Raw genomic sequence first — 15,978 nt, 5'->3', positions numbered from 1 at the left:
ACAAGGGGCTGGGCGACGAGGAGTAAATAGCGATTTTAGCCTATAGTTTGTAAAGCGCTTTATTTTCTATATTTATTTTCTATGGATAAATTACTACCGTCTTTATCCATGCCTTGCAATATTTTATTATAAAAATTTATTTTTTTATTATCCATATTGATATTACAGGCAAGGTACATTTCTGATTGATTAAATAAAAAAATGGGTGTTATCTTATCTGATAAGTTTTTTCTTTTTAAAATGGCTAGCCCAAGTAGCTCACCCGTCGCCCAAAAATCAAAACGATTTTTTAATAGTTTTTGTGGGTTATCTTCATCTGTTTTTGCAATATCTACTTTAAAACCTTTTTTAATTAAATACTCTGCAATCGCATCGCCGCGATAAGTACCAATAGAATAAGGCTTTAATTCATCTAGATTTTTAGGTGCACGTGTATCACCTTGTTTGGCAAAGATATACCAATTATTTTTGACCAATGGTCCCACCCATTGAAACAGCGCTTCGCGCTCGGGGGTGCGGGTGGTTGAAAAAACGCAGGTGTCGCGCTCTTTTTGGGCTAATTGATAAGCCCGTACCCAAGGATAGGCGGTTATGGTGTAGTTTTCTTTGGCACGCAACATTATTTCAATCACTTTCTCAGTAGAGATTCCACTGACCTTTTGGCTTTTGGCATCCACGATATTAAACGGCGGGTAATCCTCGGTGGTTAAGGTTAATGCCAGTGCTGGGCCGCTTAGTATGATTAGAGTCAAAAACGTTGATTTCATTTTCTAATCCAAATAAAGGCCGCACAAAATAACCGTTTTATATCTCTTATCTAGCGGTATTAGCAGAAGGTTTTTCATCGTGGCTTATGTATCTCTACTTAACCGGCCTTGTTGTTTAGATCTGGCGCTAGGATTAGGTAAATCATGTTTTTGTTTTAGACCTTTAATGCGCAAAGTACAACGCCTCTACCTAGCTAGTAGATCGCTCGCAGTGGTTTGCTTGTCAGTTTAAAGCAGCGCCCCCTAGGGGTTATCTCCCCTCATGCCGATAATCTCAGGTCAACCACAAAAATGAGCAAAAGGCATACGAAGGTGATTTTTTAGATTTTTTCTTGGCTTTGCTTACTTTTTGTTCAGCTTGTGGCGTGCCTTATCGTACCCCCCCTTAAAGGCACAGCCCTGTGCCAATAAAATACATAAAATAATAATATTAAAGTAATTTTTTATAGCCAAACGATATAAAAACCAGCTAAGCTAGCCTTTTTAGATCAAATAAGTCTAAAAATACAGTTTAAATAATATTTTATCGATAGAGGCCTATATGTCTAAACACTCTTTTTTACTCATCTCTTGTCGATGCTGCACCGTGGAGCCTGCCGTGTTTACAAAGTGATCGAGGTGTTTAAATGAGCTTGCCTGTTTTAGATTTATCCCTGTTTGATAGTGAAAATCGTGATGAGTTCTTGCGTGATCTGCGCCATGCCGCGCGGGATTACGGGTTTTTTTATTTGCGTGGTCATGGCATCAGTGAGGGCTACCAGCAGGACATGCTGACCTTAGCAAGGCAGTTTTTTGCTTTAAGCCAGGCCGAGAAAATGGCGGTGGGTATGGTGAATTCACCGCATTTTCGCGGCTATACCCGCCAAGGGGGTGAGCTGACTGCAGGGCGGGCCGATCAGCGAGAGCAATTTGACATTATGAATGAGGGCCGAGCCGCCCTTCAGACCGAGCCAGCATGGCGGCGTTTGCAAGGCCCTAATCAGTGGCCGGAAAGCCTGCCCGCCTTAAAAGTGGGTTTGCTGTTCTGGCAGGATAGTTTAAGTGCGATTTGTGAGCGGCTGATGCAGGCTTTTGCGCTAGCACTGGGCCAGCCAGAAGATATCTTTGCACCGCTTTACCGTGGCGAGCCGTTTCAGCATTTAAAGATGATTCGTTATCCGGGTATAGGGCAAGCGGGGCAAGGGGTGGGCGCGCATAAAGATGCGGGGCTGCTGACCTTGGTGATGCAGGATAAGCAGTCTGGCTTGCAGGTGGCCACATCTCAGGGCTGGCTAGATGCACCCCCTTTGCCTGGCACGTTTGTGGTGAATATTGGCGAGCTACTAGAGCTGGCTTCCGGTGGCTATTTACAAGCCACCTTACATAGAGTGGTTTCTCCACCCGTGGGGATTGATCGCTTGTCTTACGCGTTCTTTATGGGACCAAGGCTGGATTCCACCGTGCCCTTACTGCAGCTGCCTGCTGAGCTGAGTAAGGAGCTGGCAGCGGTAGCGGTTGATCCGGCTAATCCATTGTTTAGCCATGTAGGTGAAAACGTATTAAAAGGCCGTGCACGCTCACATCTGGATGTGGCGGCAAGGCATTATCCTGATTTTTGTTTGTCAGCCGGTATTAAAACTACAGAAAGAGTTTAGTCAATGACTTCAGCATCCATTTTATCTTTGATCGGCAATACGCCACTGGTAGAAATAACCCAGCTGGATACCGGTCTCTGTCGCTTATTTGTAAAGCTGGAAAACCAAAATCCAGGCGGCTCCATTAAAGATCGCGTGGCGCTCTCGATGATTGAAGCTGCCGAGCAAAGCGGGCAGTTAAAGCCTGGTGGCACCATTGTAGAGGCTACCGCAGGCAACACCGGCCTTGGGCTGGCGCTGGTGGCGGGGCGTAAGGGCTACCGCACCGTGCTGATTGTTCCGGACAAAATGAGCCGAGAAAAAGTGCTGAATCTGCAAGCTTTAGGCGCGCAAGTGATTCTGACCCGCTCTGATGTGGGCAAGGGCCACCCTGATTATTATCAGGATAAAGCCCGCCGCGTGGCGCAATCGATTCCGGGCGCTTTTTATATTGATCAATTTAGTAATCCGGCTAACCCTGCCGCGCATGAAAAAACCACTGGGCCGGAAATCTGGCGTCAGTTGGAAGAAAAAGTGGATGCGGTGGTGGTGGGTGTAGGCTCAAGCGGCACACTTACTGGCTTATCACGCTTTTTTGCCCGTGTTTCTCCGCAAACCGAGTTTGTACTGGCCGACCCTGTGGGATCGATTCTGGCGGATTATGTGGAAACCGGCGCTTTTGGCAGCGCAGGCAGCTGGTTGGTTGAGGGGATAGGCGAAGACTTTGTACCGCCGCAGTTTGACGGTAGTTCAATTAAGCGCAGCTACCGCATCAGCGATAAAGAAAGCTTTGAAACCGGCCGCGCGCTGCTGCAGGCCGAGGGGTTATTTGCCGGTGCATCGTCCGGCACGTTGCTGGCCGCTGCGCTACGTTATTGCCGCGAGCAAACCACACCAAAACGCGTGGTGACCTTTATTGGCGATAGCGGCAATAAGTATTTAAGCAAAATGTATAACGATCATTGGATGATCGATCAGGGCATGATAGAAAACGCCAAAACGGGCAATCTGGCCGATCTCATTGGCCGCCCACACGCCAGCGGTGCCACGCTGATTGCCGATCCAGACGAGCCGCTTTCGCAAGCATGGCAGCGCATGCGCAGCAACGATGTATCGCAATTGCCGGTGCTGGAAAACGGTGAAATAGTCGGGATTATCGACGAGTGGGATTTACTCTTGTCTGTGCACGGCGAGCCGCAGCAATTTGCTATGCCGGTGCGCGCCGCCATGACCAGCCAAGTCACTACATTAGCGCCAGACACCTCGGTGAGAGATTTGCTGCAAGTTTTTAACGACGACAAAATCGCCGTTATCGCTGATAAAACACGCTTTTACGGCCTCATCACCCAGAGCGATTTACTGGCCTTTTGGCGTAAGAAATTTGTGAGTGAAGCGGTTTTAAGCCCCGCTGCACATTGAACTTAGGGTGGATTTGAAGCATCCATCGATGAATCATCAACAGACCCTAGCCTTCGGAGCCATTTTATGAGCACATTTGAAACCCTAGCCGTCACCAGCGGCCTGCACCGTGATCCACTCGGGGCGATTAATACCCCGATTTATGCCTCTTCTACTTTTCGCCAGCCATCCCCTGGCCAGCCGGATCAATATGAATATTCGCGCTCCAGCAATCCAACGCGCGATGCTTTTGAGGTGGCGATTGCCGCTTTAGAAGGCGGCACGCGTGGCTATGCATTTGCATCAGGCATGGCGGCCATTGCCACGGTACTAGAGTTGTTGCCGGTAAATAGTCACTTAGTGGCCGTGGATGATTTATACGGTGGCAGTGGGCGTTTATTTGAAAAAGTAAAACAGCGCACCGCAGGTTTAACGGTGACTTATGTGCCAACCGGCGATTTGGAAGCGCTGCAGGCGGCTATCAAGCCAGAAACCAAAATGATCTGGATCGAAACACCTTCTAATCCATTGAATCGCCTCAGTGATTTAAGCGGGATTGTGGCGATTGCCCGTGAAGTCGGTGTGCTTACTGTGGCTGATAACACCTTTGCCTCGCCCGCTTTGCAGCGCCCGCTAGAGCATGGCGTAGATATCGTTCTGCACTCGGCAACTAAGTATTTAAATGGCCATTCCGATGTGATCGCCGGAGCGGTGGTGGTGGGGGATAACGCTGAGCTGGCTGAGCAATTAGGCTTTTTGCAAAATGCCATTGGTGCGGTGCTCGATCCATTTCAAAGCTTTTTAGCACTGCGTGGGATTCGCACTTTGGCAATTCGTATGCAGCGCCACAATCAAAATGCCTTGGCTGTTGCCAACTGGCTGGAGCAGCATCCACGGGTAGAGCGCGTTTTATACCCTTATTTAGAAAGCCACCCACAATATGCCTTGGCAAAAAAACAAATGTCAGGTGGTGGCGGTGTGGTGTCGTTTTATCTAAAGGGCGATGACGCCGCTGCACATCAAGTGCTTACCCACACCAAGCTGTTTACCTTGGCCGAAAGCCTTGGCGGGGTGGAAAGCCTGATCAGCCAGCCTGTGCGGATGACCCACGCCTCCGTGCCGCCAGAGCGCCGCCTTAAATTAGGCATCAGCGATAATCTGATTCGTCTTTCTGTTGGGATTGAAGGGATTGAAGATTTAATCGCTGATTTGGAGCAGGCGCTGGCGGTGTAAACGAGATGTATTGATTTGTTTATGCTGATTTGTAGCTATTAAGTGCCCCCTTAAACCGTTATCCTTTGCTTACTATTTTGTGAAAGGATTTACCATGGATTTCCAGACTCCCGTCGATCGCTGTGCCACGTCTAGCCAGAAATGGAATAAATACGCTGGCCAAGATATTTTGCCGATGTGGGTGGCGGATATGGATTTTGCCAGTCCGGAATCCATTATTACTGCGCTGCAGGAGCGGGTGGCACATGGGGTGTTTGGTTATACCGATGCACCGGATAGCTTGGTTGAGGCGGTGCAAAGCTATGCGGCTCAGCATTATGGCTGGCAAATTGATGCCAGCTGGATCGTTTGGCTGCCGGGGCTGGTGCAGGGTTTAAATCTGGCTTGCCGCACGGTGGGCGAGGCGGGGGATGAGGTGCTGACTGCCACGCCGATCTACCCGCCGTTTTTACGTGCGCCAGGCTTATCAGGCCGCAGCTTGCTGGCCGTGCCGCTGCAGCAAGTAGATCATCACTGGGAGTGGGATTTTGCTGCCTTAGAAGCGGCGATCACGCCTAAAACCAAGCTGCTGCTGCTTTGCCATCCGCATAATCCGGTTGGGCGTGCTTGGAATCAGCAGGAGCTAACGCAGCTGATTGCCATCGCCCGCCGCCATCAGCTGATTATTTGTTCAGATGAAATTCATTGCGATTTACTGCTGCAAGAAGGCGTGCAGCATCAGCCGCTGGCAGCCGTGGATGCTAGCTTTGCCGCGCAAACCATTACTCTGCTTGCCCCTTCTAAAACATGGAATATCGCAGGGCTTGGCTGCTCGCTGGCGGTGATTCCAGACCCAACATTACGTGCAAATTTCTGTAAGCAAATGGCGGGGATTGTGCCTTCAGTTAACCTGCTGGCCTTTACCGCCGCCGAAGCTGCATACCGTGACGATGGCGTATGGCACGCCGAGCTGATTAGCACTTTGCGGCAGAACCGCGATATTTTGCTCGATTGGTTTGCCGGATCAGCCCGCCTAAAAATAACCTGGCCAGAAGCCACGTACTTGGCGTGGATAGACGCAAGGGCGCTCGATCCTATTAACCCGCTGCCGTTTTTTGAACAGTTGGGCGTGGGGCTATCAGATGGGCGAGATTTTGGCTTACCAGGCTTTGTCAGGCTAAACTTCGGCTGCCCAAGCGTGACACTGAAAGCCTCTTTAAAACGGATTGAATCGCTGCGTTAGCAGTACAGTGTGGGCAAGGTAAAGGGGCTTGCTCACTCTGCTGAGCAGAATGATGAAACTTTCTTGGCTTGTGCTTACCCCTTTAACCCAACCTGCCCACAGCCACGCTCCAGCTTATTTAGCATCCCTTGAAACACTTGTAGTTCTTCATCGCTAAATTCAGCCAAAATTACGCTTAAAAACTCGCTGCGTTTGGGCAGTGCTTGGGTGATGGCGGCTTGCCCAAGCGGGGTAAGGGTGACATTGCTAAGGCGGTTGTCTTGGCTATCGTTTACCCGATGGATCAATAAATCTTTTTCCATCGATTTAAGCTGCCGCGTTAATGCGCCTGGATCCATGCTGAGCTGATGCACCAAAAACTTTTGCGTGCACAGCGTTTCTTTATGTAGCTGGTTCAAAATTCGCCAACGGCTTAGGCCTTGCCCCACCGATAGCTCAAATGCGCCCAGCATGGTGCGATAGCTGCGCCCAAGCTGCTGTAATACTTTGAGTTGCTCAGCTTCATGCGGTGTCATGCTGGGGCCTTTGATTTGAACTGAATACGGGGAATCCGGCGCAAGCACCAGAAGGCAAATAAGATGGCGGCCACGCCCAGCCATTGGCTGCTTTGAATGGCATGGCTGAGTATGGCGCGGGCTTGCTCGATCAGCGCTAAGCCATCAAAGCCCATTTGGTTGATCTGAGTAATCGCCATTTGCTGTGCTTCTGGGTTAACCAATACCTGCGGGTCGTGCATTAAATTGGCGATGGCGGTTTGGTCGGCAAAGCGCTGCTGGATTTCATGACCGTAGCGCCAAGTCAGAATAGAGCCAACCAGTGCGGTGCTCAGCATCCCGCCTATCATTCGCAAGGATTGTAGTAGCGCGGTGCTAATGCCTAGGTCTTTGCGCGGGCAGGTTTCCTGCACAAAAATAGTGAGATTAGGCATGATAAACCCCAGCCCCAGGCCTCCAGATACCATCAATGTAATCACCAAAGCATGCGAGGTGTGTGGGCTAATCAGCATCATGCCCAGTACACAAATCAGCAGCAGGCCAAAGCCCACATAGAGCATCGCTTCGGGCCTAGGTAAATGCGGCACCACACGGCCATTGATAATGCTGGCAAAGGTAATGCAGACCACCAATGGGGTAATCAGCATCCCCGCTTGGCTGGCCGATAGATGAAAGCCGCCTTGTAATAGCAAGGGTGCGTAAGACAAAATCGCAAACATGGTAAAGCCCATTAGCAGCGATAGCCTAAATAGCGCCGCCAAGGCGGGATCGCGAAAGAGCGCAAAGGGCAGCATGGCGTGCTCGTTATTGGCTTCTTGCCGCCAAGCTAATACCCCAGTGATGATGCAAATTATCAGCGTAGCCAATACCGCTAGGCTCAGCCCTTGCGCTGGCAACCATTCTACTGATAGCTGCAAGCTGCCTAAAAACAGTGTAATCAACAGTGCACCTAGCCAATCTAGCCGAATCTTACTGCTGTGCTGTGGCTTAATCCGTGGTAGGTAGCGGCTGACAAAAAATACACTTAATAGACCAACTGGGATATTCACAAAGAACACGGCCCTCCAGCTTACATAATGGGTGAGTAAGCCACCAATGCTTGGGCCAATCGCGTTAGCAATCCCAAAGGCCGCGCTGAGCATAACCTGCCATTGCAGACGCACTTTACTATCGGGAAATAAATCAGGAATGCAGGCAAACGCTGTTCCCACCAGCATGCCGCCACCTATCCCTTGCAGGGCACGCGCCAGCACAAGTAACAACATGCTATTGGCCATGCCGCAGAGGATGGAAGCCAAGGTAAAGGTCACGATGGCGACCACCACAAAGGGGCGGCGGCCATAGTAATCGCCTAAGCGGCCAAAGATGGGAATGGTGACCACCGATGCCAGTAAATAAGCGGTAGAAACCCAAGCGTAAAGCTCAAAGCCATGCAGCTCGGCCACGATGGTAGGCAGTGCGGTGGCGACAATGGTTTGATCCAACGCCACCATCATAATTACAAAGCAAATACCCAGCATGGCGAGTAGGGATTGGCGGAAAGTGCGCTCGGTGTTGGGTGTTTGCATAATAGACTAGTCAATGATTGATGGGTCAATAGATTTTCGCAGTTTGTCGCGTCAGAAGGAAGTCACTTTTACCAGAGGCCAACTGAGCTGTAGTAATGGGATGAAAAAAAGCGCAGATTGCTCTGCGCTTTTGAAAATGATATTGGGCGGCTCAGCCTTAGCGATCAGCAAAAGCCAGCTGATCTTGTGCTTTATTGCTAGTGGCTTGGCAGGCGGCCGCAGTAAACAAGACATCGGTTGATGAGTTTAAGGCGGTTTCGGCAGAATCTTGCAATACGCCAATAATAAAGCCCACGGCAACTACTTGCATGGCTAGATCATTAGAAATACCAAACAAGCTACACGCCATAGGAATCAGCAGTAGTGAGCCGCCCGCCACGCCAGAAGCGCCGCAGGCACAAATAGCAGAGACAACACTTAATAGTAGTGCCGTTGGCAAATCAACTTGAATGCCAAGCGTGTTGACTGCGGCTAAAGTCAGTACCGAAATAGTGATCGCTGCCCCCGCCATATTGATGGTTGCACCCAGTGGAATCGATACCGAGTAATCGTCTTCATGCAGGCCTAGCTTTTTGCATAGCGCCATATTCACAGGGATATTGGCAGCAGAGCTACGGGTAAAAAAGGCGGTTACGCCACTTTCACGCAGGCAAGCAAAGACCAGTGGATAGGGATTGCGGCGTAGTTTCCAGAATACAATTGCTGGGTTCATCACCAGTGCCACAAACAGCATGCTGCCAATCAGCACCAATAACAGATGGCCATAGTTCAGCAGCGATTCAATCCCTGTTTCGGCAATGGTGGAGGCCACCAAGCCAAAAATCCCCAGCGGCGCAAAGCGAATCACCACGCCCACAATCACTGATACGCCGCCAGACAAATCGCTGACCACGGTTTTAGTGGTTTCATTGGCGTGGCGCATGGCAACGCCCAGGGCCACAGCCCAAGCTAAAATGCCGATAAAGTTGGCATTCATCAGCGCTTTGACTGGATTATCTACTACGCTAAGCAGCAGGCTACGCAGCACTTCTACAATGCCACTAGGTGGGGTGATGTCGCTGGCGTGTTTGACCAAAATTAATGTAGATGGAAACAAAAAACTAGCGGTCACAGCCACTACAGCGGCGGCAAAGGTGCCGAATAAATATAAAACCAAAATTGGTCGCATATTCGATTTTTGGCTGGGCTTATGATTGGCAATGGATGCCGCCACTAATACAAAGACCAAAATTGGCGCTACAGCTTTTAACGCGCTTACAAATAAGCTACCTAATAAACCCGCTGATTTAGCGCCCTCAGGAAAAAACAGCGCCAGCATAATGCCCAAAATTAAGCCAATTAATATTTGGCTGACTAAACTGGTGCTATTCAATAGCCTAATGAGTGGGTTTTTTATCTGTGGCATTGAATTTCCTTTGCTTATCTATATGGCATTGTTTGATGGTGATGCGCAGCCAATCTCTATTGAAAAAAAGCTGCTTTGAAAGCGGAGTGATTTAGGGGGCAGGATAAAAGCTAAATGAATATCTTACTACTAGGGATTCCCTTACGCCGTTTGCTTTCTGTTTAAAATAATGCAATCGATGATCAGTGAATCGCGACATTTACTTCATTGGCATAATACCGCTAAAAAAAAGCGCTACCCAAAAGGGTAGCGCTTGAGCAAATACGATTAATTAAATCTTAAAGCGATTAAATGTAGATTGCATATTTTTAGCTAATTCATCCAGCATTTTTAGCGTTTTCATGGATGATTGCAGCGCCGCATCAGAATCAAGAATTTGGCCATTAATTGATTCGGTGCTTTGTGCCATGGCGGTAGTGGCATTTTGCTGCTCGCCAGTAGAAAGCGCAATTTCACCGATTCTTTCGGTGACTTGCTTCATCGATTGGCCAATCAACAACATATGCTCGCTAGCGGTTTGGGTAAGCGAGCTACTTACATCCACAGCTTTTACCGTGGTTTGCATATTGCTCACAGCAAGGCCTGTTTCATTAAGGATATCGCCAATCATCTGGCTGATCTCCATGGTGGCCTTGCCCGTGCGCTCAGCTAGCTTACGTACCTCATCGGCAACCACGGCAAAGCCTCGGCCTTGCTCACCTGCCCGTGCGGCTTCAATGGCGGCATTCAGCGCCAGCAGATTAGTCTGGTCGGCAATTTCGCGGATCACATTGGTGATCTTGCTAATATCTTGCGAACGATGCTCTAGCGATGCCAGTAGGCCAGATAAATCATTGACAGATTGGCGTGTGTGCTCCATTTCTGTGCTGATTTTAAGCACGTTTTCGCTACCATGCAGCGAAGCCTTGGCCGCGTCTTTAACTAGATTGTCGGTTTCGCGTGCGGCTTCGGCAATATGCGAGATGCTGACGCTTACTTCTTCGATGGCTGCGGCATTAGAGCTAGAAATATCGGCCAGCGTATGTGAATCATCGGCAAGTTTTAGCACCGAGTGATTAACTGCACTTACCCCACCAGTTAGCTCAATGGCCTCACGGCGTAATTCTTTGAATAAAATATTTAAGCGTTCAATGAATTGGTTAAACGCTTGCGCCGTTTCAGCCACTTCATCGTTGCCAGTGCTAGGGATACGCTGAGTCAAGTCAGCCTCGCCTTTGGATATATCCAGCATGGCATCGCGAATCTGTAATAAGCCTGCCAATAAGCGGCGTAAATAGGCGGTGCAGAACACAATAACAACAATCAAGACCAAAATCACAGCCGCAATAATGATCATAATCAAATGATTGAGCGGCGCGTCAATTTCGGCTTTATCTAGTGCAACGCCTAATAACCAGTCGCTGCCTGTAATCGGGGAAAGCTGCACAATATAATCATCCCCCGCCATATTAAATATGCTGGATTTATTTTGTAGAGCGGTGAATTGGCTAGATTCTAAGCCAGGGATCAGGTCGCTAATCGGTTTAAGCTCAAAGCCAGGCTTTGGATAGGCAATAATTTTGCCTTCCTTGGTCATGAGAAATACATGGCCCTTGCCGGAAAGCTTGATAGCTAGCGTAGATTTTACTAAATCGCCGATCAAGATATCGCCACCGATCACTTTTTCTTGGCCGCTTATTTTTTGTGCCAAAGTCAGCACTAATTCATTAAGGGCTGCATCACGGTAGGGCTCTGAAACAATCACTTCATTGGCTGATTTGGCCTGAATATACCAAGGCCGAGCTGCTGGATCATAATCAGGACGAGGTTTGCTTTGGCCTGGCACTGAATACAGCATGGTTTTACTTGTGCCATCGCCTTCAAACATCAGGCTATAGCCACCGGCATCGGCAAGCTGTTGCAAATAAAGGCTGATATTTTCTTCACCGCTATGGCGCAGTGCAGATTTAATTACACGCTTACGGGCATCAAGCCAATTGCTGATAAAGGTGGTTTGCCCAGCGGCAACCGAATCGATCTCTCGTTCGGCTTCGGCGTAGGTGTGATTGCGGATGTTAAAGCAAGTAATCAGGGTGATACTGATCGTTGCAAAGAGCATAGATAACGCGATTAAGAGCGTAATTTTACTTCTGATGGACTGCATCATGTGCCTGAAAGTAAAGAGAATTAATCTGAATTATCCTCTTTTATTATGTTATTAGGATACGCTAATGCACGTAAATTGTTGCGTGGGTATTAATTACCATTTTAGGCAAGTAAATGCCCCTTAATTAATTACTTTTTATTGATACGTCCAGAGTACATGCGCTTGAAAATAATCTAAATTGTAGCCACCCTCTATCTTGTTAATAAAACTGCAGAAGGAGTCATGATGATCATCGGCCCAAACCCAGAGAATCCTCATCCTAAGGATGGTTTTCCTCAGGTCTGTTTTATTAAAAACACCGTTACCAATCCCAACGTCGTAGTCGGGGACTATAGCTATTACGATGACCCAGAGGATTCGGAAAATTTTGAGCGCAATGTGCTCTACCACTATCCCTTTATTGGCGATAAATTAATCATTGGTAAATTCTGTGCCTTAGCAAAGGGTGTAAAATTTATAATGAACGGTGCCAATCACAAACTTTCTGGCATATCCACCTACCCCTTTCAAATCTTTGGCAATGGCTGGGAAAAGAACGCCCCTCCACTTACTGATTTTCCATATAAAGGCGATACCATTATTGGTAATGATGTATGGATAGGCTTTGATGCATTGATTATGCCTGGGGTTAAAATTGGCAACGGGGCAGTGATTTCTGCTCGCTCTGTTGTTACCCGTGATATTCCGGCCTACACCGTTGTTGGTGGTAACCCAGCTAAGCTTATTAAGCATCGCTTTACCCTAGACCAAGTGGCCAGATTAGAAGAAATAGCTTGGTGGGATTGGCCGGTGGAAATCATAAGCCAGCATTTAGCCGAGATTATGGCGGGGGATATTGAAGCTCTGGCCGAGGTGGAGCGCACTTGAGTCTTAAACCATATTGAGAAAACATGCATAAAGTCATCGTTATTACCGGAGCTAGCCGCGGTATTGGTGCCGCTACTGCCAAACTGGCCGCCGCGCGTGGCTACGCTGTTTGCGTGAATTACTTAAAAAACCACGCTGCGGCTCAATGTACCGTGGATGAGATCATCCGTTCAGGCGGAATAGCCATTGCTGTGGCGGCGGATGTATCGCTTGAGGCCGAAGTGCAGCGTTTATTTCAAATTGTTGACGAGCAGCTTGGCCCTATTACGGCTCTGGTTAATAGCGCAGGTATTTTAGAGCCGCAAATGCGTGTAGATGAAATGGACGCCGCCCGTTTGAATCGCATTTTTGCTAGCAATATTGTCCCTTACTTTTTATGCGCTAAAGAAGCCGTAAAGCGGATGTCTAATCGTTATGGTGGCAATGGTGGGGTGATTGTTAATGTCTCATCCGCAGCATCGCGTCTTGGCTCTGCAGGGGAATACGTGGATTATGCGGCTTCTAAAGGTGCCATCGATACCCTGACCATCGGCTTATCCAAAGAGGTCGCCAGCGAAGGAATTCGCGTCAATGCCGTTAGGCCGGCGTTCATCTATACCGATATTCATGCGGACGGTGGTGAAGTGGGGCGGGTAGATCGCCTTAAACCGACCATCCCCATGCAGCGTGGCGGCACCGCACTAGAGGTGGCCCAAGCCATTCTTTGGCTGGCATCTGAAGAGGCTTCATATGCCACGGGGACATTTATTGATTTAGCGGGTGGGAAGTAATAAATAGGGCTTAGAAAAACAAAAAACCCGCATATCCATAAGAATGCGGGTTTAATATTTTGCTGTGGTGCCCGGGATCGGACTTGAACCGATACGCCATAAGCGAGGGATTTTAAGTCCCTTGTGTCTACCAATTTCACCACCCGGGCCACAAACACTTGCTGCTCTGTTTGCAGAACAGGTGCGCATTATAACTAGCCTAAGATATTTTGCAAGCCCTCTTACCCATAAAAATAGCGGGTCTTGCTGATGAAATATGCTGTTTTTCTTCTAGTATATTGAATTAATTAGCTTATTTTTTTAGGGTGTTGGGTGATAAATCTTAACTCTACTCATATCGGCTACAAATTTCTTTGAGGGCTTTTAATTGGCTTTGGGTTTCGATCGATGCACTATTTTGAAAATAAGCCTCACCCCAATACTTATACGCACTTAAATACCGCGGATTAAGTTGGAGTGCCGGTGGCTAATAGGGGGGGCATCTTAGAGGCGCATTGATTTTCTTGCTGTACTAGCCACCAAGCGTGCAATGATTGGCTTTGAGCTTAAGTAATCCATTCGGCTCATTGATCGGATTAGGTGCATTTATTGCTATGTTTTAGCTGGCCCTAGCAAAATGTTATTAATCGTCACGAGTCAGTACTTCTAATAGCTCAATTTCAAAGACAAGATTGGAGTTTGGCTTAATATGCTCGCCGATTTGTCTTTCGCCGTAGGCGAGGTGAGCGGGGACTAAAAGTTTGCGTTTTCCGCCTACTTTCATTCCCATTAATCCCTGATCCCAGCCTTTAATGACGCGGCCTGTGCCGATGACGCACTGAAATGGCGAGCCCCTATCATAAGAGGAATCAAATTTTGTGCCATCTTCAAGGAATCCATTGTATTGGGTGGTGATCAAAGCGCCTTTAACGGCTGCCTTGCCATTGCCTAGTTGGATATCAATGATTTCCAATTCTATTGTCATTTATTTTGCTCGTTTATTTTAATTATGGACTACTGCCTAGAAACCCTATCATATAGGATTAGGATTAATTTACCCAAGTGTTGTGCAGACCCACATATCTTTAGTCCTGATTATGCCTCTTGCTTAATGGACTCTGTATAGATGGATTTCTTGGGTGTTGGGCTTGGTTTCTGAATTTGTATGGCGGGTGAAACTCGCGAGCAATGCTGAAGAAATACGTGGGTTTCACCCCATGTGCGCTAAGCAAAAAGATAATGATATGAATCAGTTGGTTAAATCTTAAACCACAGAGTTTCACCGAGGATGTAAAACTCTGTTTTGAGCCTTTGTCTGTGTCCTCTGTGCGCTCACTATCTCTGTGATTCAAGGTTTAGCGCTATTTTCTGTACTTTAAGGTTATATGTAACTTTAGTTAGCCCGTATGGGGTTTCACCCCGCCCTATGATATTTATAATGAGATTGAGCATGAGGCATAATCAGGCCATTAGTAGGGTGTAAGCGCCTTGGGTATGAGGCCTTTGCCATCGTTTTTTTGAGTAAGTGACATAACTGGGAGATGGTTGATATGAAATGGAGTTTAAATAAGCTATTGCTTAGCGCATTGTTGCTATCTTTGTGCGCAATGGAATCATTTGCGGCCTTGCCACCTAAATATCTAGCCGTGAAGGAGTTTAAAAAGTGTCTGGGAAGCAAACAAATAGAGACGTACAGTGCGTGGTGCATGCCCGCTAAAAAAATAGCAATTTGCCCGAAAGAATCTTGGTCACAATTAAAAGCATTGAGGGGCAAAGATAAACTGCCAAGTTGTTAAGGTGGGATTTGAATGGGGTCATACGGCTTGGTGCGCGTCTGGAGCTTGCTCATCCATTCTGGCTTTCAGAAAAGGCGCGTTTTTTTAGGAGTGCCAGGCAAAGAAAAAGCCCTGAATAATCAGGGCTTTAACGGTCTTTCTTATGGAGGCGGAGGCCGGAATCGAACCGGCGTAGACGGCTTTGCAAGCCGCTGCATAACCATTTTGCTACTCCGCCATGGTTACTTAAATAAAGGGTGCTTTCTTTATTCTTAAAATTTGGAGCGGGAAAAGAGACTCGAACTCTCGACATCTACCTTGGCAAGGTAGTGCTCTACCAACTGAGCTATTCCCGCATAGGGCAATATTACATGAAATGGAGCGGGAAAAGAGACTCGAACTCTCGACATCTACCTTGGCAAGGTAGTGCTCTACCAACTGAGCTATTCCCGCATCTATCATGCATCTTACAAGACTCAAAATAAATGGAGCGGGAAAAGAGACTCGAACTCTCGACATCTACCTTGGCAAGGTAGTGCTCTACCAACTGAGCTATTCCCGCATCTTATTTTAAGATCTACAACGGTACTCTGTATTTGCTGGAGCGGGAAAAGAGACTCGAACTCTCGACATCTACCTTGGCAAGGTAGTGCTCTACCAACTGAGCTATTCCCGCATCGCGTTTTTATTGCGTTTTCTTTTCTGTCGTTGCACCAGAAGAGGAGTCGCATTATGAAGATG

Annotated in this window: 12 protein-coding genes and 6 tRNA genes; 6 read left to right on the top strand and 12 right to left on the bottom strand. The window is 47.9% G+C overall.

All coding sequences use genetic code 11. The features are described from left to right. Positions 1-59: 59 nt before the first annotated feature. Positions 60-767, bottom strand: a complete 708-nt coding sequence (locus tag Q0R17_RS05630) for an ABC transporter substrate-binding protein (RefSeq protein ID WP_293932860.1) — start codon at positions 765-767, stop codon at positions 60-62. Positions 768-1,393: 626 nt separating this feature from the next. On the opposite strand from Q0R17_RS05630, the gene Q0R17_RS05625 reads away from it, so the two are divergent. The 4 genes from Q0R17_RS05625 (at position 1,394) to Q0R17_RS05610 (ending at position 6,233) form a co-directional block, all read left to right on the top strand. Then, complete coding sequence (locus Q0R17_RS05625) at positions 1,394-2,401, top strand: isopenicillin N synthase family oxygenase (RefSeq protein WP_293932858.1); 1,008 nt, start codon at positions 1,394-1,396, stop codon at positions 2,399-2,401. Between the two features lie 3 nt (positions 2,402-2,404). After that, positions 2,405-3,799: a cystathionine beta-synthase gene (locus Q0R17_RS05620; protein ID WP_293932856.1), complete on the top strand. Its 1,395-nt coding sequence runs from the start codon at positions 2,405-2,407 to the stop codon at positions 3,797-3,799. A 66-nt stretch (positions 3,800-3,865) separates the two neighbouring features. Next, complete coding sequence (locus tag Q0R17_RS05615) at positions 3,866-5,011, top strand: PLP-dependent aspartate aminotransferase family protein (protein ID WP_293932854.1); 1,146 nt, start codon at positions 3,866-3,868, stop codon at positions 5,009-5,011. A gap of 94 nt (positions 5,012-5,105) precedes the next feature. After that, entirely contained in the window at positions 5,106-6,233 is a 1,128-nt protein-coding gene (locus Q0R17_RS05610; RefSeq protein ID WP_293932852.1) for a MalY/PatB family protein, read from the top strand. A 74-nt stretch (positions 6,234-6,307) separates the two neighbouring features. Here the strand turns inward: Q0R17_RS05610 and Q0R17_RS05605 are convergent, their stop codons facing one another. The 4 genes from Q0R17_RS05605 to Q0R17_RS05590 all read right to left on the bottom strand — a co-directional run bounded on the left by Q0R17_RS05605 (position 6,308) and on the right by Q0R17_RS05590 (position 11,798). Further along, entirely contained in the window at positions 6,308-6,748 is a 441-nt protein-coding gene (locus tag Q0R17_RS05605; protein WP_293932851.1) for a MarR family winged helix-turn-helix transcriptional regulator, read from the bottom strand. Next, positions 6,745-8,295 carry an MFS transporter gene (locus Q0R17_RS05600; protein ID WP_293932849.1) on the bottom strand — a complete coding sequence of 517 codons (1,551 nt, stop codon included), beginning with the start codon at positions 8,293-8,295 and terminating at the stop codon, positions 6,745-6,747. The genes Q0R17_RS05605 and Q0R17_RS05600 overlap by 4 nt, the downstream gene beginning before the upstream one ends. Before the next feature lie 157 nt (positions 8,296-8,452). Further along, positions 8,453-9,700 carry a serine/threonine transporter SstT gene (gene sstT, locus Q0R17_RS05595; RefSeq protein WP_293932848.1) on the bottom strand — a complete coding sequence of 416 codons (1,248 nt, stop codon included), beginning with the start codon at positions 9,698-9,700 and terminating at the stop codon, positions 8,453-8,455. 271 nt (positions 9,701-9,971) lie between these two features. After that, entirely contained in the window at positions 9,972-11,798 is a 1,827-nt protein-coding gene (locus Q0R17_RS05590) for a methyl-accepting chemotaxis protein (RefSeq protein ID WP_293932846.1), read from the bottom strand. A gap of 273 nt (positions 11,799-12,071) precedes the next feature. Here Q0R17_RS05590 and Q0R17_RS05585 point away from each other — a divergent pair, with 273 nt between their 5' ends. Both Q0R17_RS05585 and Q0R17_RS05580 read left to right on the top strand, forming a co-directional pair. Beyond that, positions 12,072-12,713: a Vat family streptogramin A O-acetyltransferase gene (locus Q0R17_RS05585; protein WP_374759856.1), complete on the top strand. Its 642-nt coding sequence runs from the start codon at positions 12,072-12,074 to the stop codon at positions 12,711-12,713. A 23-nt stretch (positions 12,714-12,736) separates the two neighbouring features. Further along, the gene (locus Q0R17_RS05580) at positions 12,737-13,483 is read left to right on the top strand and encodes an SDR family oxidoreductase (RefSeq protein WP_293932842.1); all 747 of its coding nucleotides are present in this window, start codon (positions 12,737-12,739) and stop codon (positions 13,481-13,483) included. 65 nt (positions 13,484-13,548) lie between these two features. Here the strand turns inward: Q0R17_RS05580 and Q0R17_RS05575 are convergent. The 7 genes from Q0R17_RS05575 to Q0R17_RS05545 form a co-directional block, all read right to left on the bottom strand. After that, a tRNA-Leu gene (locus tag Q0R17_RS05575) sits at positions 13,549-13,632 on the bottom strand. 473 nt (positions 13,633-14,105) lie between these two features. Next, entirely contained in the window at positions 14,106-14,447 is a 342-nt protein-coding gene (locus Q0R17_RS05570) for an FKBP-type peptidyl-prolyl cis-trans isomerase (RefSeq protein ID WP_293932840.1), read from the bottom strand. Between the two features lie 954 nt (positions 14,448-15,401). Further along, positions 15,402-15,475 (bottom strand) — tRNA-Cys (locus Q0R17_RS05565). Positions 15,476-15,517: 42 nt separating this feature from the next. Beyond that, positions 15,518-15,593 (bottom strand) — tRNA-Gly (locus Q0R17_RS05560). Between the two features lie 21 nt (positions 15,594-15,614). Next, a tRNA-Gly gene (locus Q0R17_RS05555) sits at positions 15,615-15,690 on the bottom strand. 33 nt (positions 15,691-15,723) lie between these two features. After that, a tRNA-Gly gene (locus tag Q0R17_RS05550) sits at positions 15,724-15,799 on the bottom strand. A gap of 38 nt (positions 15,800-15,837) precedes the next feature. Beyond that, a tRNA-Gly gene (locus tag Q0R17_RS05545) sits at positions 15,838-15,913 on the bottom strand. Between the last annotated feature and the right edge of the window lie 65 nt (positions 15,914-15,978).

The sequence above is a fragment of the Iodobacter sp. genome (genome assembly GCF_025352645.1).
Taxonomy (GTDB): domain Bacteria; phylum Pseudomonadota; class Gammaproteobacteria; order Burkholderiales; family Chitinibacteraceae; genus Iodobacter.
Note: the sequence above shows the minus strand (reverse complement) of the source record. Positions and strands in the feature narration are given on the sequence as shown.

Coding starts and splice junctions, on each gene's coding strand:
- Q0R17_RS05585 (WP_374759856.1), top strand. CDS start 12,072: ATGATCATCGGCCCAAACCCAGAGAATCCTCATCCTAAGGATGGTTTT.
- Q0R17_RS05570 (WP_293932840.1), bottom strand. CDS start 14,447: ATGACAATAGAATTGGAAATCATTGATATCCAACTAGGCAATGGCAAG.
- Q0R17_RS05610 (WP_293932852.1), top strand. CDS start 5,106: ATGGATTTCCAGACTCCCGTCGATCGCTGTGCCACGTCTAGCCAGAAA.
- Q0R17_RS05605 (WP_293932851.1), bottom strand. CDS start 6,748: ATGACACCGCATGAAGCTGAGCAACTCAAAGTATTACAGCAGCTTGGG.
- Q0R17_RS05620 (WP_293932856.1), top strand. CDS start 2,405: ATGACTTCAGCATCCATTTTATCTTTGATCGGCAATACGCCACTGGTA.
- sstT (WP_293932848.1), bottom strand. CDS start 9,700: ATGCCACAGATAAAAAACCCACTCATTAGGCTATTGAATAGCACCAGT.
- Q0R17_RS05600 (WP_293932849.1), bottom strand. CDS start 8,295: ATGCAAACACCCAACACCGAGCGCACTTTCCGCCAATCCCTACTCGCC.
- Q0R17_RS05615 (WP_293932854.1), top strand. CDS start 3,866: ATGAGCACATTTGAAACCCTAGCCGTCACCAGCGGCCTGCACCGTGAT.
- Q0R17_RS05590 (WP_293932846.1), bottom strand. CDS start 11,798: ATGCTCTTTGCAACGATCAGTATCACCCTGATTACTTGCTTTAACATC.
- Q0R17_RS05625 (WP_293932858.1), top strand. CDS start 1,394: ATGAGCTTGCCTGTTTTAGATTTATCCCTGTTTGATAGTGAAAATCGT.
- Q0R17_RS05580 (WP_293932842.1), top strand. CDS start 12,737: ATGCATAAAGTCATCGTTATTACCGGAGCTAGCCGCGGTATTGGTGCC.
- Q0R17_RS05630 (WP_293932860.1), bottom strand. CDS start 767: ATGAAATCAACGTTTTTGACTCTAATCATACTAAGCGGCCCAGCACTG.